Below are 20,168 nucleotides of genomic sequence, written 5' to 3'. Positions count from 1 at the left end.
CGAGCCGCTCCCCGCACCTTCCCCATGGTGCGCCGCGATCACCCTGCCCACACCTCGCGCCCCGGGTTCCCGGGTCTGGCGAGCCATGCGGCGATGGTCGCGGCGATCGGCTGGCCGGTGTCCATCTCGACGAAGCCGAACTGGCCGGACTGGTTGCACTCCAGGAACCACCAGTCCCCGTCGGCGTCCTCGGCGAAGTCGAAGGCGCCGTACGCCAGTTCCGCCGCCGCCAGGTAGCGCAGCACGCCCTCGGCGACGCGCGGGGGCACGTCCGCGGGCAGCCAGGGAGTGGCCGACGGGGCGAAACGGACGTCCACGTCGTCCGGGTGGGCGTCCGGGTCGGCGGGCTTGCGCGCGGCCAGCAGCGTGCCGCCTACGGCGGTCAGCCGGAGGTCTGCCCGCTTGGCGATGCGCTGCTGCAGCAGGGTCGGGCCGAAGGCCACCGCGGTGAAGTCGGCGTCCGGCGCGACCCGGCTGGTCGGCACGGCCCGCGGCGGCTCCTGCGGATGCGCGCCGGAGACCGGCTTGACCACCAGGTCCGGGAAGCGCGCCGCGAACTCCCGCGCCGCCTGCGGGAACGTCGTGATGAGGGTGGCCGGCACCGCGAGGCTGCAGCGCTGGGCCAGCCCCAGCTGCCAGGGCTTGTGCCGGGCGCGCCGGGCGGCGTCCGGGTGGTTCATCCAGCGGGCGTCGGTGCACCGCAGCATGCCGTACAGCGCCTGCGCGGACTCCTCCGTCAGCCAGGCGGACGGCTGGACGGCGCGGGCGGCCGGGACTCCCGGTCTGCGCACCCAGACGGAGCGCAGACCGTCCATGCTCACCAGGCGTCCGCCGACGGACAGCTGCCCGCGGCGGACGCCCCGCACGTACTCGCCCGACAGCGCGACCCCGTGGGTGAGATCGGCGGGGTCGAGCCGGACGACGGGCACGCCGGCCTCGCCCAGCCGGAGGACCACCATGTCCGCCGTCACGTCTTCCTCGCTGGTCAGGATGAGCACGGTCATCTGTGGAGGTCCGCGCTTCAGTCGTCGAAGTGGGTCTTGGAACCGGCGGTCGAGGTGGTGGTGCCGAGCGCTCTCAGGGTCGCGTGGTCGGTGGCGGCGATCCGCCCGTCCGGGAGGACGTTCAACTGCAGTCCGGAGTCGTACACGTACGGTGTGGTGACGTCCAACTGCACAGCGGGGCGCGCGTAGTTGAGCGTGAACGGTTGCATGGTCTCTCCCTGATTAGGCTTTCACGTCCTTATACGAATCGAACGGGTGATTGGTTTCCTTACTCTCCGTGAGCACGGCTCGGGATGACGCCGCGGTGCCCGTGGAGCCCTACTGTGCGAGCGCGCCCCGCGCCGCCGCCAGCGCCTGTTCGGCGTACCCGCGTCCGAACAGCACCGCGTGCACCAGCAGCGGGAAGAGCTGGTGCAGGCCCACCCGCCGCTGCCAGCCGTCGGCCAGGGGCGCCGTTCGCCGGTAACCGTCGAATACCCGCTCCAGATGAGGACAGCCGAACAGGCTCAGCATCGCCAGGTCGGTCTCCCGGTGTCCGCCGTGCGCGGCCGGGTCGATGAGCCGGACCTCGCCGTCCGCCCCCCACAGCACGTTGCCGTTCCACAGATCGCCGTGCAGCCGGGCGGGCGGCTCCGCCGGGCCCGCCAGCTCCGGCAGCCGCGCGCAGACCCGCTCGAACACGGCCGCCTCGCCCGGGCGGAGCGTGCCCCGGTCGACCGCCCCGCGCACATACGGCAGCACCCGGTGCTCCGCGTACCAGCGGGGCCAGTCGGTGCCCGGCGCGGTGCGCAGGTTGCGCAGGGGAGCGCGGCCGATGAAGGCGTCCTCGGGCCCGCCGGGCGGCGGCGCGCCGAAGTGCGGCGCGCCGGCCGCGTGCAGCGCGGCCAGGGCCTGGCCGAAACGCAGCGCCGCCCCGGGGCTCGGGGACCCGGCCGGCACCCGCTCGGTCACCATCCAGTGCGCGTCGTGCCCGAGCACCGCCGGCACCCGGACCGCCTCCGCGGCGGCCAGCCAGCGCAGCCCGGCCACCTCGGCGCGCACCGCGCCCGGACCGTCGCCGCGCTTGACCATCACCGCGGTGCCGTCGTCCAGCAGGACTTCGGCGGGCGAGCCCGACGCCGGCCGGGCCCCGGTGACAGGACGCCCGGTGAGCCGGGCCGCCACCTGCCCCGCATCCTCTTCTGCGTTGACCACGGCCCCAGGGTACGGCTTCGAACCGGCGCCTCTCGCCGGGTGGTTCAACGAAAGATACGACTGATTCCGGACGAAACCCGGGCCCCGGCCCGGTACGGCCGCGACCCGGCGGGCGCCCTCAGCGCCCGGCGGATTCCGTGTTCCGGCTCAGTCCCACCGGATTCCCGGGCGGCAGCAGACCGGACTCCTCCACCGCGCGGGCCAGCGGCTCCAGCAGCGCGGCCAGACGGCCGGCGCGCTCCGCGCCCAGCACGGCCCACGGCCGCTCGGCCGCCGCGTCGGTCAGCGCCTCGGCCTCCGCGCGCAGCGCCGCGCCCGCCGGCGTGAGCGAACCGTCCGCCGCGAGCCGCCCGTCCGCCCGCAGCCGCGCCACGGCCGCCGCCCAGTCCGGCTCCGGCCACTTCCGGGACTCGCGCAGGAAGTCCTCGTCGGACTCGCCGGCCGCCGCCTTGAGCAGCATCGCCTCGACGGGCCCGATACCCAGGGTGACCAGGGCCGCCATATGGGAGTCGCCCCGGTGCTCGCGCAGGGTCGTCAGCGCCTGCCAGAGCCGGGCGGCCGGGCGGTCCGGACGTGGCAGCGCCTGGTTCGCGGCGCCCAGCACCCTGCCCGTGGTGTCCGCCGCGGCGGCCGCCTCCCAGGCCAGGTCGGCGGCCTCCGTGAACGCGGCGGTGCCGGCGGTGTCCGCCCCGAGCAGCCGGGTCAGCGCCGCGTCCATCGCCTCCAGCCGGGCCGCCACCACGTCCTCGGGGGACGCGTACGACCAGGCGTCCGGCAGCGCCCGGGCCACGCGCGAGGGGTGGAAGACGTAGAAGCAGCTCGTCACCACGGACGGTGGCACCGGGCCGAGCGGGGCGGCGCGCAGCGCGAAGTAGCCCATCCAGTACCCGCGCATCCCGAGCGCGTCCGCCGCCTGGTGCGCCTCCGGTGCGAAGTACACGAGGTCGTGCACCGGCTCGTACCGCTCCCACAGGACCCGGGCCATCGCGTCCGCCACTGTTTCCTCCCGCCGCCTCGTCCTGCCGTGCTGTCGGCACCAGCCTGCTTTATGACGGCGGTCATAACAAGAGGGCCGGGCCGTCCGGCGCTCCGCTCACGGCGCGGGCGTATGGCCGCGGCGGCGACTGGCCCGGACGAGGGGCTCATGAGCGGGCGCGCTGGGGCAGACGGGTGGCGTGCTGACACGGCTGGACGGCCCGGATGGTGGGAGCCGGTGGCCTCGCTGACGGTGGTTCATGTCGAGACCGGGTCCTTCCAGCTGATGCGGTATCCGCTGCCCGGTCACGGCGGAAGGACATCACTATGCGCTCTGCCCGCATGCTCCTGGCGACGGCGGCCGTCACGGCCGCCCTCGGCTTCGCGACGCCCGGGGCCGCGTTCGCCGTTCCGGCCGGTCATGTCAGCGATCGTGACGACTCCTCGTACAGCAAGGAGCACGACAGCGACTCCGGCCGTGACAGCGACGACGGCTCCGGCAGCGACAGCGGCAACAACGACGACAGCGACCGCGGCAACAAGGGCGGTGGCGGCTCCGGTGACGAGGACAGCGACCGCGGCAACAAGGGCGGTGGCGGCTCCGGTGACGAGGACAGCGACCGCGGCAACAAGCGTGGCGGCGGCTCCGGCGACGACGAAGACAGCGACGACGAACAGGGCAACAAGCGCGGCGGCGGTGGCGAGCACGACGGCCCGCGCGGCGGCGTGCACACGGGCGGCGGCGCGCTCGCGGCGGTGCGCGGCGGCTGGGGCTCGGGTGAGGACAGCGGGTCCGACTCCGAGGGCTACCGCGGCAAGGGCGGCGGGGACGACGGCGGCGAGGAGAAGGGGGAGAAGGGCGGCGGCAAGGGCGGCAAGAGCGAGTGGGGCGACGACGAGCACGACAAGCCGCGCGGTGGCATGCACACCGGCGGCGGCGCGCTCGCCTCGCCCGGTGTCACCGCGGGCGGTCTCGCCGTACTGGGCGTAGCCGCCACCGGCGCGTACGCGCTGCGTCGCAAGAAGGCCGCCACACCGGCGTCGTGACGGCCGCAGGGCGCCAGGGGCTGCGGACACCGCCGGCGCACCACAGGTGCCGGCGGCCCGCGCCCCCTGCGCCGCCCCGGCCGCCCGACACCGGCCCCGGGCCGAGACGAGGACTCCCCGTGCCGCGCGCACCCCGCCGCTCCGGGCACGGGGCTCCGGGGGCTCCCGGTTCCGGGTCCTCGCGGACTCCGGTCCGGCTCTGCGGCTTCCCGTGCCATGCCCCGGTTGCCGCCCGGGCTTCGGGCCTGCGGCTTCCGCGCCCCGCTCAGGCCACCGCTGCGGGCTCCGAGCCCAGGCGGCGGCTCCCCGCGCCGCGCTCAGCCTGCGCGTTCCCGGGCCCCGGCCGCGGGCTTCCGGCTCCGGGCTGCCGCTCGGCGTCGCCCGCAGGTTGTCGCCTGCCCGCGCCGCGTCCCGGCTGCCGCTCCGGACGCCGACCCCACCCGGCGCCGTGCTCGGGCCGCTCCTGCCTGGCCGTGCCCAGGCGGCTGTTCCGGGCTTCGGGTTCAGGGTTCGGGGCTCCGGGTTCCGCTGAGTGCCCGGGCCGCCCCGCCCGTGCGCGAGAAGCCGTCGCCCGCCGTGCCACGCCCGGGCCGTCGCGCCGCGCGCCGCGAGAAGGCCGCCGTGCCCGCCGTATCCCGCCCAGGCCATCGATCCCTCTGTCCCGGCACCGGCTTTCCGCCAAGGTCACCCCCGGCCCGGCTCCTCCCTCCTGGTCCCCGCGCCCCCCTTCCGCCACCCGTCTCTCCCACCCGTCCCCTCCCCGCCCCGATCCCCGCGCTGCCGTACCCGAGTGAGGTGGTGTCCGATGGCAGCAGAATCCTCCTCGACCTCCGTGGCGCCGGTACCGGCGCCGGACGACCGGCAGCCCGCTGCCGGCGGGCGGCTGACGCTGTGGGGCGTGGCGGTGGCCTTCTTCGCCGTCAGCCTGTTCGGCGGCCACCACCACCCGGACGACGCGTCCGGGCCGCCCAGGCCGCCGGGCGCAGGCTCCGGCGCCGCCGTGTCGGCCGGTCCCCGGCAGCCCGGCGAGGCACTGCCCCGGTCCGCGCCGACCCGCCTGCGCATCCCGAAGATCTCCGTGGACGCGCCCTTCACCACGCTGACCCTGGCCGACTCGGGCCAGCTCCAGCCCCCGCCCGCGGCCGACACCAACCTCGTCGGCTGGTACTCCGGGGGCGTCTCGCCCGGCGAGAAGGGCACCGCGATCATCGCCGGGCACGTCGACACGGCGACCTCGGCGGCCGTCTTCGCCTACCTGGACCGGCTGGAGCCCGGTGACCGGTTCTCCGTGGAGCGGGCCGACGGGCGCACCGCGGACTTCGTCGTGGACGACGCCGACACCTTCGCGAAGGACGACTTCCCCAGCGAGCGGGTGTACGCGGACGCCGACCGCCCCGAGGTCCGGCTCATCACCTGTGCCGGGGACTACGACCACACGGTGCGGGACTACACCGACAACCTGGTCGTCTTCGCCCACCTGGAGTGAGCCGCCCGCCCGGTCAGCCGACGCGGTCGGCCGGTCCGGTCAGTGGGCGCGGTCAGCCGGCGCGGGCGCGAAGGGGCCACCCGGGGCGAACGCCAGCCGCGCGAACCGTTCGCCGATCCGGCGGTGGCCGGCGGTGTCCGGGTGGAGGCCGTCGGGCAGCGGCAGTTCGGCGAAGTCGGCCTCGCCGTACAGGTCCCGGCCGTCGAGGTAGTGTAGGGCCGGGTCGTAAGCCGCCCGTTCGCGCACGATCCGGGCCAGCTCCTCCCGGACGGCCTCCAGCGTGAGTTTCCCGGCCGCCCGCTCGGCGGGATCGCCGGCGGCCCGGAAGGCCACGCGCCCCTCGCCGAGCGCCGACAGGTCCATGAGGGTCGGCCCGGGGGTGTCCTCGTGCATCGGGCACAGGACCGGCGAGACGACGAGCAGCGGGACGTCGGGGTGGCCCTCGCGGATGGTGTCGAGGAAGCCGTGCACGGCCGGCCCGAAGGCACGCAGTCGCATCAGGTCGGTGTTGACCACGTTGAGGCCCAGCTTGACGCTGACCAGGTCGGCGGGCGTGTCGCGGAGCGCCCGGGCGGTGAACGGGTCGAGCAGTGCGCCGCCGCCCAGCCCGAGGTTGATCAGTTCCGCTCCGCCCAGGGACGCGGCGAGCGCGGGCCAGGTGGCGGTGGGGCTCACCGCGTCGGAGCCGTGGCTGAGCGAACTGCCGTGGTGCAGCCACACCCGGCGGCCCGTCGCCGGTACGGGCTCGACGGGGGCGTCGGCGCGCAGCGCGACCAGTTCGGTCGTCTCGTTGTGCGGCAGCCAGATCTCCACGTCCTTGACGGTGTCCGGCAGCCCGGCGAAGCGCACGGTGCCGACCGGGCCGGGCCGGTGCTCGACGGTGCCGGTGGCCAGGTCGACGGTGAGAGTGTCGCCCTCGGTCAGGCGGGCGCTGCCGGCCGGGCGGCCGTCCACCAGCAGGTCGTACACACCGTCCGGGCGCGGCGGTGTGCCGGGGTAGACGCGCTTGGTCGGCAGGGTGTCCAGCTCGACGGCGGTGGCGCGGGTGCGCAAGGCCAGCCGTACGCCGGAGGGCTGGGACTCCGCCATGCTCAGCTGCGGGTCGGTGTTCTGGGCGCGGGCCCGGGCGGGCAGCCGGTGCGGCAGCAGTCCGCGCGCGGTGCGCTCCAGGTCGAGGGCGCCGCGGAGCAGGTCGGCGGTGAGGGGGATGGTGTGCATGGTGTCTGCCTGCGGTTCTCGGGAGGTCAGGGGCGGGCGGGCCAGGTGCGCAGCAGGGAGTCGAGGGCGTCCAGAATGCGTGTCCACGACTCCTCGGAAGCGGGTGCGCTGTGGCTGAAGCCGCCGGCCGCCTCCAGGCTGAGGTAGCCGTGGAAGACGCTGCCGAGGAGGCGTACGGCGTGGGTCTGGTCCGGCTCGGACAGGTCGTAGCCGCGCAGGACGGCCCGGGTCAACTGCGCGATGCGGACGCCGGCGCTGCCGGCCGCCGTCGCCGAGTCCAGCGGGTGGCGGGCCGCCGCGTAGCGGCCGGGGTGGGCCTGGGCGTACTCCCGGTAGACCTGCGCGAACGCGGCGAGGGCGTCCTTGCCGGACCGGCCCGCGAGCGCCTCGGCGGCCCGGCCGGCCAGCTCCTCCAGCGCGAGCAGCGCGATCCGCGTCTTCAGGTCCTGGGAGTTGCGCAGGTGCGAGTACAGGCTCGCGGCCTTGACGTCGAACCGCCGGGCCAGCGCGGAGACCGTCACCTGGTCGAAGCCGACCTCGTCGGCCAGTTCCGCCCCCGCCTGGACCAGGCGTTCGGTGGTCAGTCCGGCACGCGCCATCGTCGTTTCCCCTCTCGTCCAAGAGGAGTATGCGACTACCTATAGGGTTTAGGCAAATGCCATAGAGGCGTAGGGGCAGTCTGCCGTGGAGGCTCAGGGGCGGCCTCCGGTGGCATCGCCGACGGCCGGCGGGGGTCCGACACCCACTTTTTTGTGGGTACTTGGCAGCCCGCATCCGCCCGGGAGAGGCTGTTTCACGAGGTCAGGGGCTGCCGGAGCACGAACAGGAGGTGACCGCCGCGGCGCGTCAGGACGCCGCTCCGCTCGCGCGGAGCAGGTCCAGACGGCGGTGGCCCCACTCGGCCAGGGGGCCCAGCGCCCCGGCCAGCTCGCGGCCGAACGCGGTCAGCGAGTACACGGTCTTCGGCGGCAGCACCTCGTGCACCTCCCGGTGCACCAGGCCGTCCTGTTCCATCTCGCGCAGCGCCTGGGTCAGCACCTTCTCGCTCAACCCGGCCAGGCTGCGCCGCAGTTCGCCGGGCCGGTGCGGGCCGGACTCCAGCACCCACAACAGGGACGTCTTCCACTTGCCGTCGATCACGGCGATCGCGGCGGTCACTCCGCAGACGTTCGGGTCCTGGGCACGGCTGCGCGTCATCGGCTTCCTCTTCACATCATCACGGCCGATCCGGCCGTCAGCACACTGCACATGTATGGGAGTTGCAACATGTCCACCACCACGGATCTTCCTGCCGTCACCGTGCTCGGACTCGGCCCCATGGGCCGCTCGCTGGCCGGTGCCTTCCTCGGCGCGGGCCTGCGGACCACGGTCTGGAACCGCACGCCCGGCAGGGACCGGGAACTGACCGAGCGCGGCGCGCACGGGGCCGCGACGGCCGAAGAGGCCGTCGCCGCCTCGGACTTGACCGTCGTCTGCGTGGTCAACCACCACGCCGTCGACGCGATCCTGCGCCGTGACGACGTCGCCCGCGCACTGGCGGGCCGTACCGTCGTCAGTCTGACCGCCGACACCCCGGAACGCGCCCGGGACACCGCCCGGTGGGCGGCGGCGCACGGCATCGGCTATCTGGACGGCGCGATCATGACGCCGGCCCCCAGCATCGGCACACCGGAGGCCGTGTTCCTGCACAGCGGTCCGCGCGACCTCTACGACCGGCACCGGCCGGTGCTGGAACTGCTCGGCGGGACACACACCCACCTGGGCGAGGAGATCGGCCGCGCCGCCACCTTCGACCTCGCGCTGCTCGACCTCTTCTGGACCGCGATGGCGGGCTACGCCCACGCCGTGGCGATCGCCCGGGCAGAGGGCGTCACCGCCGGGGAACTGGCACCCTTCGCCCAGGGCATCGCCGCGATCCTGCCGCCGCTGTTCGAGGAGTTCGCGCGGGACACCGACAGCGGCACCTACTCCGGTGAGATCAACCCCATCACCTCGGCCGCCTCCACCATGGCCCATGTCGTCGACGTCTCCGAGTCCCACGGCATCGACGCGGGCGTGATGCGGTCGGTGGAGGGCCTGGCCCGCCGCGTCATCGGCCTCGGCCACGGCACGGACGGGTTCATGCGGGTGGTGGAGGTACTGGGACGCGGCTGAGCCGGGGGTGCGGGGAGCGATGCTGCTCGCTCCCCGCACCCTCCGACCCCGACGCCGTACCGCCCCGCGCCCGGCGCGCAGTCGGCACCGGCCCGCGCCCCGCACGCAGCCGGTCCCGCCCCGCGCACAGCTCGTCCCGCACGCGCCCGGGCACGTCCCTTGCGTCCTTCCGCTCGCTCCACGTTCCCTTCTGCTCGTCCCGCGCGCGCCTCTGCTCGTCTCGCAGCGCGTCCTTCCGCTTGCCCCGCAGCGCCCGTGTGCGTCTCGCAGCGCCCCTCCGCCCGCCCCGCAGCGCCTGCGCGCGTCCCGCACGCCTCTTCGCGCGCCCCCACGCCCCCGCTCGTTCCGCATGCGCCCCCCAGGCCGTGCCCCCCCCGCGCCCACGCCATCGAGACCGGCGCACCGTCCCGCACGCGCCCGGCCGCGCCGTACCCGCGAAGAGCGGGGGCACCGGCACATGGTCCGGTCCCGCACCGGCACATGGTCCGGTCCCGTACGCGCCGTACCCCCGGACAGCGGGGGCACCGACACATGGTCCGGTCCCGCACCCGTCCAGCCGGGCCGTGCCCTGGCGGACCTGCGACTTGTGCCGTGCGGGACGCCGTGGAACGCTTCGGTCCGCCGGTCGCGGCCACGGCCACGGCCGGCGCGGGCGGCGCCCGCCGTACCGGTGGAACCGGCGCCGCGCCGGGCCCGCCCGGCACCGGACCGGGACGCCGGACGCCCCCGGGAACGGGCGACGGCCCGGGAAGGAGCGCGGCCCCGGGGACGAGCGGTGCCGTAGGACCGGGCGGTGCCGTGGGACCAAGTCGGCGCCGCAGGAGCGAGCGGGAGTGGACCGATGGAGCTGGAGCTGCGGCATCTGCGGGTGCTGTGCGCGATCGCCGACGCGGACGGTGTCGGCCGCGCCGCCGCTCAGCTGGGCTACTCGCAGCCGGCCGTGAGCACCCAGCTCCGCCGCATCGAACGCCATTTCGGCGAGCCGCTCTTCGAGCGCGGGCCGAGCGGCGTGCGGCCCACCAGGTACGGCGCCGAGGTCGTCGAGCAGGCCCGGGACGTCCTCGCGCGGGCCGCCGCGATCGGGCACCGCCCGGCCGCCGCGCGCTCGCGACGCACCCTGCGGCTGGCCGCGACCAACTCGCCCGTGCTGTCCGGCACCCTCTCCCGGGTCCGCGCCCGCCTGCCGGAGCTGACAGTGGCGGTCACCAGCGTCTACGCCTCCTCGCGGATCGTGGAACTGCTTCAGGAGGGCGCGGTGGACGCGGCCATCGCCGCCGACTACCCGGGCAAGGAACTGCGGCACTCGGCCGCCGTGCGGCACCGCGGGATCGTGACCGAGCCCACCTTCGTCGCCCTGCCCGCCCGGCACCGGCTGCGGCAGAGCCCGCAGGTGCAGCTCGCCGACCTCGCCGAGGACGCCTGGTTCGTGACCCCGGACGACGGTGCCGGCTGGCCGGGCGTGTTCTACGACGCCTGCGCGGCGGCCGGGTTCGCGCCGCGCACCGTGCACGAGTGGCTCGGCGACCAGACCCAGTTGCAGAGCATGATCGCCGACGGTCTCGGGGTGTCCCTCGTGCAGCCGACGCTGCGGCCGACCCCGCACGTCGTGGTCAAGCCACTGGCGGGCTCCCCGCTGTGGTGCCGCTATGTGCTGGCCTGGCGGCCGGACACCGTCCCCGACGACCTCGTGGAGACGGTGGTGCGGTCCGCCACGGACGCCTACCGGGACCTCGTCGCGCAGGCCCCGCACCTGCGCACCTGGGCCTCGCGGACCTGGAGCGCCGCCGGGACGTAACACGGCCGCCGGACCCGCTCGCGGCGCTGTGTCCGCCGGCCGGCGGACACAGCGCCCCGCGGTGCCGGGCCGTCGCATCCGCGCCACACGGGCGCGGCACCGCCGGGTCCGGTGCGCGCGGACGCCTTTCCGGCGCGGGGTGACACGTGCGGTCGGCGTGGTTCCCGCGGCCCGCACCAGGTGATAGACACGGCGGGGTCACAGTTCCTGTCCGCCAGCAGGAAGGTCACCGTCCCATGTCTGCAACACGCCGTCAGGTCCTGTCCGCAGCGGGTGCCCTGGGAGCGGGCATCGCCTTCACCGGGGCCCTGTCCGAGGTCTTCGCGGGCACCGCCGCCGCCCAGAGCGCGGGCCACACCGGCTATGGCCCGCTCGTTCCCGATCCGCACGGCCTGCTCGACCTGCCGAAAGGTTTCCGCTACACCGTGCTCTCCCGCGAGGGCGACCAGCTCCGCTCGGGCGAGGGCCCGGTGCCCTCCCACCACGACGGCATGGCCGCCTTCGCCGGCCGAGGGGGCCGTACCCACCTGGTCCGCAACCACGAGAACCGGGTGACCGCACAGATCGCGGTCCCGACCGTCGAGGGCCTGACCTACGACCCGGCGGGCAAGGGCGGCTGCACGGCCCTGACGTTCGACCGGCACCACCACGTGCTCTCCGAACGGGTCGCCATCGCCGGTACGGCCGTCAACTGCGCCGGCGGCCCCACTCCCTGGGGCACCTGGCTGACCTGCGAGGAGACCGAGGACACCGCGGGCACCAACGGCTACACCAAGGACCACGGCTTCATCTTCGAGGTCCACCCCACCGATCCGCACCGCACCGGCGCGGTCCCGCTGACCGCGATGGGCCGCTTCCCGCACGAGGCGATCGCGATCGACCCGCGCCACGGCGTCGTCTACGAGACGGAGGACGCCTTCGTCAAGCCCTTCGGCCTCTTCTACCGCTTCCTGCCCGCCAAGCCGCTCGGCGGCGTCGGTTCGCTGCGCGCGGGCGGCCGGCTCCAGGCGATGCGGGTGCCCGGCGTGCCGGACCTGTCGACGATCCAGGAGACCGGGGCCCGGTTCGACGGCGTCGAGTGGGTCGACGTACCCGATCCGCTGGCCGCCGCCACCCCCACCCGGCTGCAGGACTACGGCCCGCGGGGCATCACCCACGCGCAGAAGCTGGAAGGCTGCTACTGGGGCGGCGGCAGCGTGTACTTCGTGTCGTCCTTCGCACGCAGCGCCGACGGCTCCGGGGCCGACCACTACGGCCAGATCTGGCGCTACGACCCGGGACGCCGCCGGCTGACCCTGGTCGTCGTGTTCGGCCCGGACACCGACGTCCGGCTGCCCGGCGAGTCCCCGGACAACATCTGCCTCGCGCCCAGCGGCGGTCTGATGGTCTGCGAGGACGGCGACGGCGCGCAGCACGTCTTCGGGCTGAGCCGCACGGGCGAGGTCTACGCGATGGCCCGGGGCCGGCAGAACATCGGCACGGCGGACAAGCCGGCGTGGGGCGAGTTCGCCGGGGTCACCTTCGCCCCGGACGGGGAGACGATGTTCGTCAACTGCTATACGCCGGGCACCACGTTCGCGGTGACCGGGCCGTGGCGCGGCTAGCCGGCTGACACCCCGGTCCTGCCGGGGCGGGGTACGTGTCACGTCCCTCCGCCCCGGCCGGACCGGACGCACCCGGGCAGCCGGTGTTATGGCCGGCCGGTGTCACACGCGCGCCGGCGCGGACGGCCGCCGGCCGGAACCCCGGCCGGCGGCCCTGCCCGTACCCGGGCGCGCGGTCAGACCGCCGGCTCCGGGAACGTCGGGTACTCCACGCCCGACACGTGCTGGACGACCCGGACCACCTGGCAGGAGTAGCCGAACTCGTTGTCGTACCACAGGTAGAGGATCGCGTTGTCACCGTCGACCTTGAGCGCGCCGGCGTCCACGATCGAGGCGTGGCGCGAGCCGATGAAGTCGCTGGAGACCGCGTCGGGCGCCGTGATGAAGTCGATCTGGCGCTTGAGCGGCGAGGTCAGCGACACCTCGCGCAGGTAGTCGTGGACCTCCTCGCGGGTGGCCTCGCGGGCCAGTTGGAGGTTGAGGATCGCGATCGAGACGTCCGGCACCGGCACCCGGATCGAGCTGCCGCTGATCTTCGCCTTCAGGTCGGGCAGGGCCTTGGCGACCGCGGAGGCGGCACCGGTCTCGGTGATGACCATGTTGAGCGCCGCGGAGCGGCCACGACGGTCGGATTTGTGGTAATTGTCCAGCAGGTTCTGGTCGTTGGTGAACGAGTGGACGGTCTCCACATGGCCGCGCAGCACGCCGTACTGGTCGTCCATCGCCTTCAGCGGCGGGACGATCGCGTTGGTGGTGCAGGAGGCGCAGGACAGGATCCGCTCGTCCGGCTTGATCGTGTCGTGGTTGACGCCGTGCACGATGTTCGGGACGTCGCCCTTGCCCGGCGCGGTCAGCACGACCTTCCCGATGCCGGGGCGCAGGTGCTGGGAGAGGCCCTCGCGGTCGCGCCACCTGCCGGTGTTGTCGATGAGGATGGCGTCCCGGATGCCGTATGCGGTGTAGTCCACGGACGCCGGGTCGTCGGCGTAGATGACCTTGATCGCGTTGCCGTTGGCGACGATCGTGCCGTTGTCCTCGTCCACGGTGATGGTGCCCTGGAACTGGCCGTGGATGGAGTCGCGGCGCAGCAGCGAGGCGCGCTTGACGAGATCCTCGGCGGCCCGCCCGCCGCCGCCGCGCACCACGATGGCGCGCAGCCGCAGGCCGTTGCCGGAGCCGGCCTTCTCGATCAGCAGCCGGGCGACGAGGCGGCCGATGCGGCCGAAGCCGTAGAGGACGACGTCGCGTGGCTCGCGGCACTCGATCCGGTCCGGGCCGGTGGCGCCGGCGACCGCCTCGGCGGTGAACTCCGCCACGCTCAGGCCGCGGTCGTCGGCCTTGTACAGGGTGGCCAGCATGCCGAGGTCGATCTGGGAGGGCCCGAGGTCGAGGGCGGCCAGGGCCTGGAGGAAGGGCATGGTCTCGGTGACGGACAGCTCGGCGCCGGCGATCTGCCGGGCGAAGCGGTGCGTCTTGAGGATGCTGACCACCGACTTGTTCACCAAGGAGCGGCTGTGCAGCAGGACGGTCACGTCCCGCTCGCGGTGCAGCTTCCCGATGAGCGGGATCATCGACTCCGCGATCTCCTCGCGGATCTTCCAGTTGGTGAACGAGTCGTCGTTGACAGTCACAGATCCATCTTTCGAGCTAGGCAGCGCTCATATGATAACCACACTGTTTTGGCGGGGTCGTGGCCCCCCTCCGGCGTACGCGAACGGCCCCCCGCGTTCCTGAATCAGGGTGGAAGCGGGCGCGAAACCCGGGTCGGCGATTGCGTGCCCGTCCGGCCGTGCCCAAGGTCGGGTACGTGCGCATCCGCTCCCTCGCCCGGTCCCGGCCGGCCGCTTCCGCCGGACCCCCGCTGCGCGTCCGGCCGCCCGGCACCGGGGCGCCGCGGGACGCCGTGCCGGCCCTCGCCCTGTTCGCGGCCGTCCGGCTCGCGGGACTCCTCGCGGTCGTCCTCACCAACGCCCTCGCGGACAAGCCGCTGGTGCGCGGCCTCGCCCACTCCTGGGACTCGCGCTGGTACCTGCACATCGCCGCACACGGCTACGGCCACCTCATCTGGATCAGCCCGCAGGGCACCGTCCAGACCGACTGGGCGTTCTTCCCGCTCTACCCGGCACTGATCCGCGTCCTGACCACCGCCCTGCCGCTCACCCCGGGCCAGGCCGCGCTGCTCCTCGCCTGGACGGCCGCGGGCGTCGCCGGGTACGGCGTCCACCGCGTCGGCCGCCACCTGTACGGGCGGGCGGTCGCCACCGCGCTGGTCGCCCTGTGGGCCGCCGTGCCGCAGGCGGTCGAACTCACCGTCGCCTACACCGAGTCGCTGTTCGCCGCGCTCGCCGCCTGGTCCCTGTACTGCGTGCTCACCGGCCGCTGGCTGTGGGCCGGGACGCTGGCCGCGGCGGCGGGCCTGACCCGGCCCACCGGCTGCGCCGTGGCGGCCGCCGTCTGCGCTGCCGCCGGGTACGAGGCGTGGCGCGGGCGCGGCCGGGTCCCGGCGCGGCTGTGGGCCGGCGCCGTCGTGGCCCCGCTGGGCTGGCTCGGCTATGTGCTGTGGGTGGGCGCGCGGACGGGCGACGTCCTCAACGGCTACTTCGCGGTCCAGAGCGCCTGGGACTCCCGCTTCGACCTCGGTGCCGGCTCGCTCCGGTTCCTCAAGGGCCTGCTCCTGCACGGCGGGAACGTCGTCTACCCGGCGGCCCTGCTCATCGTCGCGGCCGGCCTGCTGCTCTTCGCGCTGCTGTGCCTGGAGCGCGTCCCGCTGGCCCTGCTGGTCTTCTCCGGTGTCCTGGTCCTGCTGGTGGTCGGCGGCTCGGGCTCCTTCTCCTCCAAGCCCCGGTTCCTGCTGCCGGCCTTCCCGCTGCTCATCCCGATGGCTCGCGCGCTCGTCCGCGCCTGGCGGCCGCACCGGGCCCGGGCGCTGGTCGTCTACGGCGCCCTCGTCCTCGTCTCGCTGCTGTTCGGCGCCTATGTGACGGCGGTGGCCCACTCCCCGCTGTGAGCCACCGCCCTGCTCACGCGAGCCGGGCCGGACGGCGCGTCCGGCAGCGGGCGATCAGACCCGCGACGGCCATCAGCAGCGCGCTGATCCACACCGGGGAGCGGAGGCCGAACCCGCCGTCGAGCGCCGCACCGCCCAGGAGCGGGCCGAGCGCGGCGCCCACGTTCAGCGCCGCCGTCGCGAACGCGCCGCCGAGAACCGGCGCGTCCACCGCCTCGTACAGCACCCGCATGACCAGCGTCGAGCCGACACCGAAGGCCAGCAGACCCAGCACCGGCACCAGGGCGACGGCCACGGCCGGCTGCCCGGCGGCCAGGGCCAGCGCGGCCCAGCCGGCGAGCAGCGCGGCCCCGGCGGCCGGCAGCACCGACCGCGCCACGCGATCCGCCGGCCGGCCGCGCTCCGGGCCGGCCCGGAGCGCCGTCGCCCGGCCGCGGTCCGCCAGCCGGCCCGCCGCCGTGACCCCGGCGAACGCGCCCGCGCCGAACAGGGCCAGCACGGCCGGCACCCATCCGGCGCTGAGCCCGCCCACCTCCGTGACCAGCGGAGCCAGGTAGGTGAACGTACAGAAGGTGGCGCCGTTGACCAGCGCGGCCAGGCAGAGCACCGACAGCAGCCGGGGGCGGCGCAGCGCCCGCAGTTCCCGGGCGGCGCGCGGCCCCGGACCCTCGGCCGCCGGACCGCCCGGCACCGACCGGGCGATCGCGGCGAGCGCCGGCGCGGACACCAGGGCCACCGCCCAGAACGCCGCGCGCCAGCCGAGCAGGTGCCCCAGGACGGCACCCGCCGGCACGCCCGCCACACAGGCGAGCGTGGTGCCGCCGAGCAGCACGGCGGTGGCCCGGCCCTTGGCGTCCGGCGCCACCATGCCGGCCGCCGCCGACAGGGCGACGGCCAGGAAACCGGCGTTGGCCAGGGCCGCGAGCACCCGGGTCACCAGCAGGACGGCAAAGTCGGCGGTCAGCGCCCCGGCGACATGCACCGCCAGGAACACGCCGAGGAAGACCAGCAGCGACCGCCGGCCCGGCCGGCGCCGGGCGAGCAGCGCCGTCAGCGGCGCGCCCACCACCATGCCGACGGCGAAGGCGGAGGTGAGCGTCCCCGCCGTGGAAACCGGGACCCCGAGGTCCCGGGCGATGTCCGGCACCAGGCCGGCCAGCATGAATTCGGACGTGCCCTGGGCGAAGACCGCCAGCCCGAGCAGATAGAGAGCGAAAGGCATCCAGACTCCACACACCGTGTCGCGGACGGGAAGCGAGCGCACGGGTCCGGCCGGCACCGCCGCCCGGACGGGGGCGGCGCGTCACACGGACAGGGTGGAGGCACGGAAGGGAAGAGGTGCGTGCCGGTCCGGAACCCGCGGGACGGCAGCCCGGTGGTGGCGTACGCACCCGCGTGCGCACGGCGCAGCAGCCACCGGACGGCCAGTGGCTAGCGTCTGGACGCCTCGGGGCTGGACATGCCCGGCACGCTAACGCGCGGACCCGATCGCCCGCCACCCGGTTTTCCCGGGTGGCGGGCGATCGGCGGGTGGGGAACCCGGATCTCGGCCAGGACGGTCAGCGCGGGTTGAAGACCACGCTCGCGAAGCGGGCACCGCTCGGCGCCGACCGGCCGGGAGCCAGCCGCCGCGCCGATCCCTTGCACTTCTTCTTCGTGTAGACGACGAGCGGCTTCTTGGTCCCGTTGCGGGCGCCCCGCGCTTCCTGGGCCATGTCGAGGCACTTGTGGTCCGGCGGGTTCTCCAGGGCGTACGCCTTGCCCTTGGGCCCGATCCAGACGAACGTGCCGTCGGCGGCGTACGCGGAACCCGTGGTGGTGGTCAGGAGAAGAGCGAGGCCGCCGAGCACGGCGGCGAGCGGACGACGCAGGCGCATGGGCTTGTCCTTCGGATACGGAGAGGGGCGGGTGGGGAGGGGACGGATACGGGCACAGGTGGATGCGGAGACGGGTGGATGAGGCGGGTGGCGGACGGGGAGACGGGCGCACAGGGTGACGGCGGACAGGGCTGTGCGGAGCGCCGGCCGGAGCCGGGGGAGCGGGGGACCGGCGCCGCACCCGTAATGTGCCACTTCCGCCCCGTCCGGCTCCGGAGCCGACACGGGCACGTGCGCCGTCCGGGTGACGGCGCACGGTCGTGCGGAGCCGGCGCGAGCCGCGGGACGGCGGCCGTGCCGGGGCGGGGCCGTGCGAAGACCGGGAATCGGGGTAGACGAGGGGACGCCCGAGGAAAGGACCGTCTCATGACGACCTATGTGATCAGCGTGCCCGGCACCTTCACCGGCGGGATCGAGGCCGAGACCCGTACCCGGCTGGCCCGGGCGCTGCGGCCCGCCGATCCGCACGGCACCCGGATGGGCAGCGCCGAGGATCTGGACGCGCTCAGTGTCAACGACGACAACACCTTCACCCTGCGCCTGACCGTCGACGCCGACACCGGGCCGCACGCCGAGGAGGAGGCCCGCAGGCTCGCGGACTCCGCGCTGCGCGACGCGGGACTGGACGACCGGAGCGCGCCGCTGGGGCCCGCGGTGATCACCGGGATCGACTCCGAGATCCGCTGATCACCCTATAAAGGTAAAATCGAGGCGTTTGCTGAACATTCAGGCGACCGGCCCGCCGCGAGCCACCGCCCCGCCGGAAGTGATCGATGCCCCGCAAGCGCCCCACGGACGAAGGCGACGAGCTGCTGGCCCGGCTGGGCTCGCTCACCGCCCAGGCGCGCCAGCGCGCGGAGGTGCAGCGCAGCCAGGTCGAGCTGGCCCTCGCGTTGCAGCGCGGCATGCTCCCGCGGGACCTGCCCAGCGCCCCCGGCCTGCACGTGGCCGTGCGGTACACGCCCGCCAACCTCGGCCTCAACGTGGGCGGCGACTGGTACGACGCCTTCACCATGCCCGACGGCCGGATCGCGCTGTCCATCGGCGACGTACAGGGACACAACATCGAGGCCGCCGCCTTCATGGGCCAGGTCAGGGCCGGACTGCGGGCGCTCGCCTCGGTCACCGGCGACCCGGGCGAGCTGCTCGCCCGCACCAACGACCTGCTGCTCTCCCTGGGCAGCGAGCTGTTCGCCACCTGCACCTTCATGCGGCTCGACCCGGCCACCGGAGTGCTGGAGAGCGCCCGGGCCGGTCACATCCCCTTCGTGTGGGCCACGGCGGACGGCAAGTCCGGGGTCGTCGACGACGAGGGCGGGCCGCCGCTCGGGATCGAACGGGGCTTCGCGTTCCCGGTCACCCGGCACCGGCTCACCACCGGCGGGGTGTTCGTGCTGCTCACCGACGGTGTCGTGGAGGGCCCGTCGCTGAACATCGAGGACGGCCTCGACCAGGTGGTGCGGCTCGCGGGCATCGCCGCCGTCGCCGGACTGGAGGCCCACGCGCTCGCGGCGGCCGTGATCAAGGGCGCGGAGAGCGTCGGCCACGACGACGACGCCGCCGTCCTGGTCGTGGGCCTCGACGGCCCGCCACCCTGACCTCGACCGCCCGACCGCCCGACCGCCCGACCGCCCGACCGCCCGACCGCCCGACCGCCCGACCGCCCGGCCGCCCGACCGGCATCCGCTCCGGCCGGGTATTCAGCCATAGGGCCGGACGAGAGCGTGCCCGCCTCGCCGAGCGGCGGCCACCGGTGTGAGATGGCTGCTGTGGTGGGTATCGAGGACCTGCGCCGGCCGGGCGGCATCATCGTCCAGGTGCCGGCCGTCGCCGCCTGCTACTACGCGGCGGCCCGGCTCGGCCTGCTCCGCGAGCTGTCCGTCGAGGGCGCCGTCGTCACCCCCGTCTGGCCGCCCACCGGCGTCGCCGTCGCCGCGCTGCTGATCCTCGGGCTGCGCTGCTGGCCCGGCATCACGCTCGGCGCCTTCTTCGCCGTGCTGTCCCTCACCTCGCCCGACGTGGAGATCCTCGGCGTCCTGTTCGGCAACACGGCCGCGCCCCTGTGCGCGGCGCTCCTGCTGCGCCGGGCCGGCTTCCGCACCGACCTCAGCCGGCTGCGCGACGGCCTGGCCCTGGTGTTCCTCGCGGCGCTCGCGTCCATGCTGATCAGCGCGACCATCGGCGTCGGCCTCCTCGTCCTCACGGACGGCCTGCCCGCGCGCGGCTTCTGGCCCGTCTGGCTCGCCTGGTGGGTGGGGGACGCGATGGGCGTGCTGATCGTCACCCCGCTGCTGCTGTTGCCGTGCCATGCGCGCCGACCGCTGCCGCTTGGCCGCTGGAAGGAGGCGACCGCGCTCGGCGCCGTCGCGTGTCTGGTCGTACCGCTGGCCGTGTTCAGCTCGATCAGCCTGCTGTTCCTCGTCTATCCGATCGTCATCTGGGCGGCGCTGCGGTTCCAGCTGGTGGGCAGTGCGCTGTGCGCGCTGCCCACCTCGGTGGTGGCCACCATCGCCGCCACGGACGGCGTCGGCGGGTTCACCGGCCTGGACCGGATCGAGGTGATGCTGAAGCTCCAGGCGTTCAACGGCGCGATGGCCCTGACCGCGCTGCTGCTCTCCGCCGTGATCATCGAACAGCGCAACACCCGGCGCTCGGTGGAGAAGGCCTGCCAGGAACTGGTCGAGGTGCTGGAACACCTCACCGCGGGCGAGGCCCCGCCGCCCCGGCCCCGGCCGAGCCCCGCCGCCGACAACGACCGCCCGCGCCCGCCGGGCACCCGGTGACCGCCCTCGCCGCGAGGGCATGAG

General features: G+C 74.8%; 19 protein-coding genes. 9 read left to right on the top strand and 10 right to left on the bottom strand.

Annotated features, from left to right (window positions below):
- Positions 1-38 precede the first annotated feature (38 nt).
- The 4 genes from tgmB to ACH4OA_RS27325 form a co-directional block, all read right to left on the bottom strand.
- A complete protein-coding gene (gene tgmB, locus ACH4OA_RS27340; RefSeq protein ID WP_397971636.1) occupies positions 39-1,004 on the bottom strand; it encodes an ATP-grasp ribosomal peptide maturase in 966 nt (321 codons plus the stop codon).
- A 17-nt stretch (positions 1,005-1,021) separates the two neighbouring features.
- Entirely contained in the window at positions 1,022-1,213 is a 192-nt protein-coding gene (gene tgmA / locus ACH4OA_RS27335; RefSeq protein ID WP_365883620.1) for a putative ATP-grasp-modified RiPP, read from the bottom strand.
- 109 nt (positions 1,214-1,322) lie between these two features.
- Positions 1,323-2,198 (bottom strand): fructosamine kinase family protein, encoded by an 876-nt coding sequence (locus ACH4OA_RS27330; protein WP_397971633.1) that lies wholly within the window; start codon positions 2,196-2,198, stop codon positions 1,323-1,325.
- A gap of 118 nt (positions 2,199-2,316) precedes the next feature.
- Positions 2,317-3,195: a hypothetical protein gene (locus ACH4OA_RS27325; protein WP_397942192.1), complete on the bottom strand. Its 879-nt coding sequence runs from the start codon at positions 3,193-3,195 to the stop codon at positions 2,317-2,319.
- A gap of 305 nt (positions 3,196-3,500) precedes the next feature.
- On the opposite strand from ACH4OA_RS27325, the gene ACH4OA_RS27320 reads away from it, so the two are divergent.
- Both ACH4OA_RS27320 and ACH4OA_RS27315 read left to right on the top strand, forming a co-directional pair.
- On the top strand, positions 3,501-4,220 hold the full coding sequence (locus ACH4OA_RS27320) for a hypothetical protein (RefSeq protein WP_397971630.1): 720 nt from the start codon (positions 3,501-3,503) through the stop codon (positions 4,218-4,220).
- Positions 4,221-5,025: 805 nt separating this feature from the next.
- Complete coding sequence (locus ACH4OA_RS27315; protein WP_397942189.1) at positions 5,026-5,706, top strand: class F sortase; 681 nt, start codon at positions 5,026-5,028, stop codon at positions 5,704-5,706.
- Positions 5,707-5,745: 39 nt separating this feature from the next.
- Here ACH4OA_RS27315 and ACH4OA_RS27310 read toward each other — a convergent pair whose 3' ends face one another.
- From ACH4OA_RS27310 to ACH4OA_RS27300, 3 genes are all read right to left on the bottom strand, one after another.
- Positions 5,746-6,924, bottom strand: coding sequence for a GDSL-type esterase/lipase family protein (locus ACH4OA_RS27310; RefSeq protein WP_397946965.1), 1,179 nt, complete (start codon positions 6,922-6,924; stop codon positions 5,746-5,748).
- Between the two features lie 26 nt (positions 6,925-6,950).
- Positions 6,951-7,523 carry a TetR/AcrR family transcriptional regulator gene (locus ACH4OA_RS27305; protein WP_397942185.1) on the bottom strand — a complete coding sequence of 191 codons (573 nt, stop codon included), beginning with the start codon at positions 7,521-7,523 and terminating at the stop codon, positions 6,951-6,953.
- 247 nt (positions 7,524-7,770) lie between these two features.
- Complete coding sequence (locus ACH4OA_RS27300) at positions 7,771-8,121, bottom strand: winged helix-turn-helix transcriptional regulator (protein WP_397942183.1); 351 nt, start codon at positions 8,119-8,121, stop codon at positions 7,771-7,773.
- A gap of 69 nt (positions 8,122-8,190) precedes the next feature.
- On the opposite strand from ACH4OA_RS27300, the gene ACH4OA_RS27295 reads away from it, so the two are divergent.
- The 3 genes from ACH4OA_RS27295 (at position 8,191) to ACH4OA_RS27285 (ending at position 12,477) form a co-directional block, all read left to right on the top strand.
- Positions 8,191-9,078: an NAD(P)-dependent oxidoreductase gene (locus ACH4OA_RS27295; RefSeq protein WP_397971628.1), complete on the top strand. Its 888-nt coding sequence runs from the start codon at positions 8,191-8,193 to the stop codon at positions 9,076-9,078.
- Between the two features lie 841 nt (positions 9,079-9,919).
- A complete protein-coding gene (locus ACH4OA_RS27290) occupies positions 9,920-10,873 on the top strand; it encodes a LysR family transcriptional regulator (RefSeq protein WP_397971625.1) in 954 nt (317 codons plus the stop codon).
- Between the two features lie 236 nt (positions 10,874-11,109).
- Positions 11,110-12,477, top strand: a complete 1,368-nt coding sequence (locus ACH4OA_RS27285; protein ID WP_397971622.1) for an alkaline phosphatase PhoX — start codon at positions 11,110-11,112, stop codon at positions 12,475-12,477.
- A 176-nt stretch (positions 12,478-12,653) separates the two neighbouring features.
- Here ACH4OA_RS27285 and ACH4OA_RS27280 read toward each other — a convergent pair whose 3' ends face one another.
- Positions 12,654-14,108 carry a glyceraldehyde-3-phosphate dehydrogenase gene (locus tag ACH4OA_RS27280; protein WP_397971619.1) on the bottom strand — a complete coding sequence of 485 codons (1,455 nt, stop codon included), beginning with the start codon at positions 14,106-14,108 and terminating at the stop codon, positions 12,654-12,656.
- Between the two features lie 176 nt (positions 14,109-14,284).
- Between ACH4OA_RS27280 and ACH4OA_RS27275 the strand changes: the two genes are divergently transcribed.
- Positions 14,285-15,484 carry a hypothetical protein gene (locus ACH4OA_RS27275; protein WP_397971616.1) on the top strand — a complete coding sequence of 400 codons (1,200 nt, stop codon included), beginning with the start codon at positions 14,285-14,287 and terminating at the stop codon, positions 15,482-15,484.
- Between the two features lie 13 nt (positions 15,485-15,497).
- Here ACH4OA_RS27275 and ACH4OA_RS27270 read toward each other — a convergent pair whose 3' ends face one another.
- Entirely contained in the window at positions 15,498-16,706 is a 1,209-nt protein-coding gene (locus ACH4OA_RS27270; RefSeq protein WP_397971613.1) for an MFS transporter, read from the bottom strand.
- Positions 16,707-17,043: 337 nt separating this feature from the next.
- On the bottom strand, positions 17,044-17,361 hold the full coding sequence (locus ACH4OA_RS27265) for a hypothetical protein (RefSeq protein ID WP_365883888.1): 318 nt from the start codon (positions 17,359-17,361) through the stop codon (positions 17,044-17,046).
- A gap of 366 nt (positions 17,362-17,727) precedes the next feature.
- Here ACH4OA_RS27265 and ACH4OA_RS27260 point away from each other — a divergent pair, with 366 nt between their 5' ends.
- From ACH4OA_RS27260 to ACH4OA_RS27250, 3 genes are all read left to right on the top strand, one after another.
- On the top strand, positions 17,728-18,048 hold the full coding sequence (locus tag ACH4OA_RS27260; RefSeq protein ID WP_397971610.1) for a hypothetical protein: 321 nt from the start codon (positions 17,728-17,730) through the stop codon (positions 18,046-18,048).
- 86 nt (positions 18,049-18,134) lie between these two features.
- Positions 18,135-18,959 carry a PP2C family protein-serine/threonine phosphatase gene (locus ACH4OA_RS27255; RefSeq protein WP_397942170.1) on the top strand — a complete coding sequence of 275 codons (825 nt, stop codon included), beginning with the start codon at positions 18,135-18,137 and terminating at the stop codon, positions 18,957-18,959.
- A 171-nt stretch (positions 18,960-19,130) separates the two neighbouring features.
- Positions 19,131-20,144 (top strand): MASE1 domain-containing protein, encoded by a 1,014-nt coding sequence (locus ACH4OA_RS27250; protein WP_397971680.1) that lies wholly within the window; start codon positions 19,131-19,133, stop codon positions 20,142-20,144.
- Positions 20,145-20,168 lie beyond the last annotated feature (24 nt).

The sequence above is a fragment of the Streptomyces sp. NPDC017095 genome, assembly GCF_044332325.1.
Classification (GTDB): Bacteria; Actinomycetota; Actinomycetes; order Streptomycetales; family Streptomycetaceae; genus Streptomyces.
Note: the sequence above shows the minus strand (reverse complement) of the source record. Positions and strands in the feature narration are given on the sequence as shown.

Excerpts from the sequence above, each read along its gene's own strand:
- ACH4OA_RS27300 (WP_397942183.1), bottom strand. The coding sequence starts at position 8,121 with ATGACGCGCAGCCGTGCCCAGGACCCGAACGTCTGCGGAGTGACCGCC.
- tgmB (WP_397971636.1), bottom strand. The coding sequence starts at position 1,004 with ATGACCGTGCTCATCCTGACCAGCGAGGAAGACGTGACGGCGGACATG.
- ACH4OA_RS27270 (WP_397971613.1), bottom strand. The coding sequence starts at position 16,706 with ATGCCTTTCGCTCTCTATCTGCTCGGGCTGGCGGTCTTCGCCCAGGGC.
- ACH4OA_RS27320 (WP_397971630.1), top strand. The coding sequence starts at position 3,501 with ATGCGCTCTGCCCGCATGCTCCTGGCGACGGCGGCCGTCACGGCCGCC.
- ACH4OA_RS27295 (WP_397971628.1), top strand. The coding sequence starts at position 8,191 with ATGTCCACCACCACGGATCTTCCTGCCGTCACCGTGCTCGGACTCGGC.
- ACH4OA_RS27265 (WP_365883888.1), bottom strand. The coding sequence starts at position 17,361 with ATGCGCCTGCGTCGTCCGCTCGCCGCCGTGCTCGGCGGCCTCGCTCTT.
- ACH4OA_RS27260 (WP_397971610.1), top strand. The coding sequence starts at position 17,728 with ATGACGACCTATGTGATCAGCGTGCCCGGCACCTTCACCGGCGGGATC.
- ACH4OA_RS27310 (WP_397946965.1), bottom strand. The coding sequence starts at position 6,924 with ATGCACACCATCCCCCTCACCGCCGACCTGCTCCGCGGCGCCCTCGAC.
- ACH4OA_RS27290 (WP_397971625.1), top strand. The coding sequence starts at position 9,920 with ATGGAGCTGGAGCTGCGGCATCTGCGGGTGCTGTGCGCGATCGCCGAC.
- tgmA (WP_365883620.1), bottom strand. The coding sequence starts at position 1,213 with ATGCAACCGTTCACGCTCAACTACGCGCGCCCCGCTGTGCAGTTGGAC.
- ACH4OA_RS27285 (WP_397971622.1), top strand. The coding sequence starts at position 11,110 with ATGTCTGCAACACGCCGTCAGGTCCTGTCCGCAGCGGGTGCCCTGGGA.
- ACH4OA_RS27315 (WP_397942189.1), top strand. The coding sequence starts at position 5,026 with ATGGCAGCAGAATCCTCCTCGACCTCCGTGGCGCCGGTACCGGCGCCG.
- ACH4OA_RS27255 (WP_397942170.1), top strand. The coding sequence starts at position 18,135 with ATGCCCCGCAAGCGCCCCACGGACGAAGGCGACGAGCTGCTGGCCCGG.
- ACH4OA_RS27305 (WP_397942185.1), bottom strand. The coding sequence starts at position 7,523 with ATGGCGCGTGCCGGACTGACCACCGAACGCCTGGTCCAGGCGGGGGCG.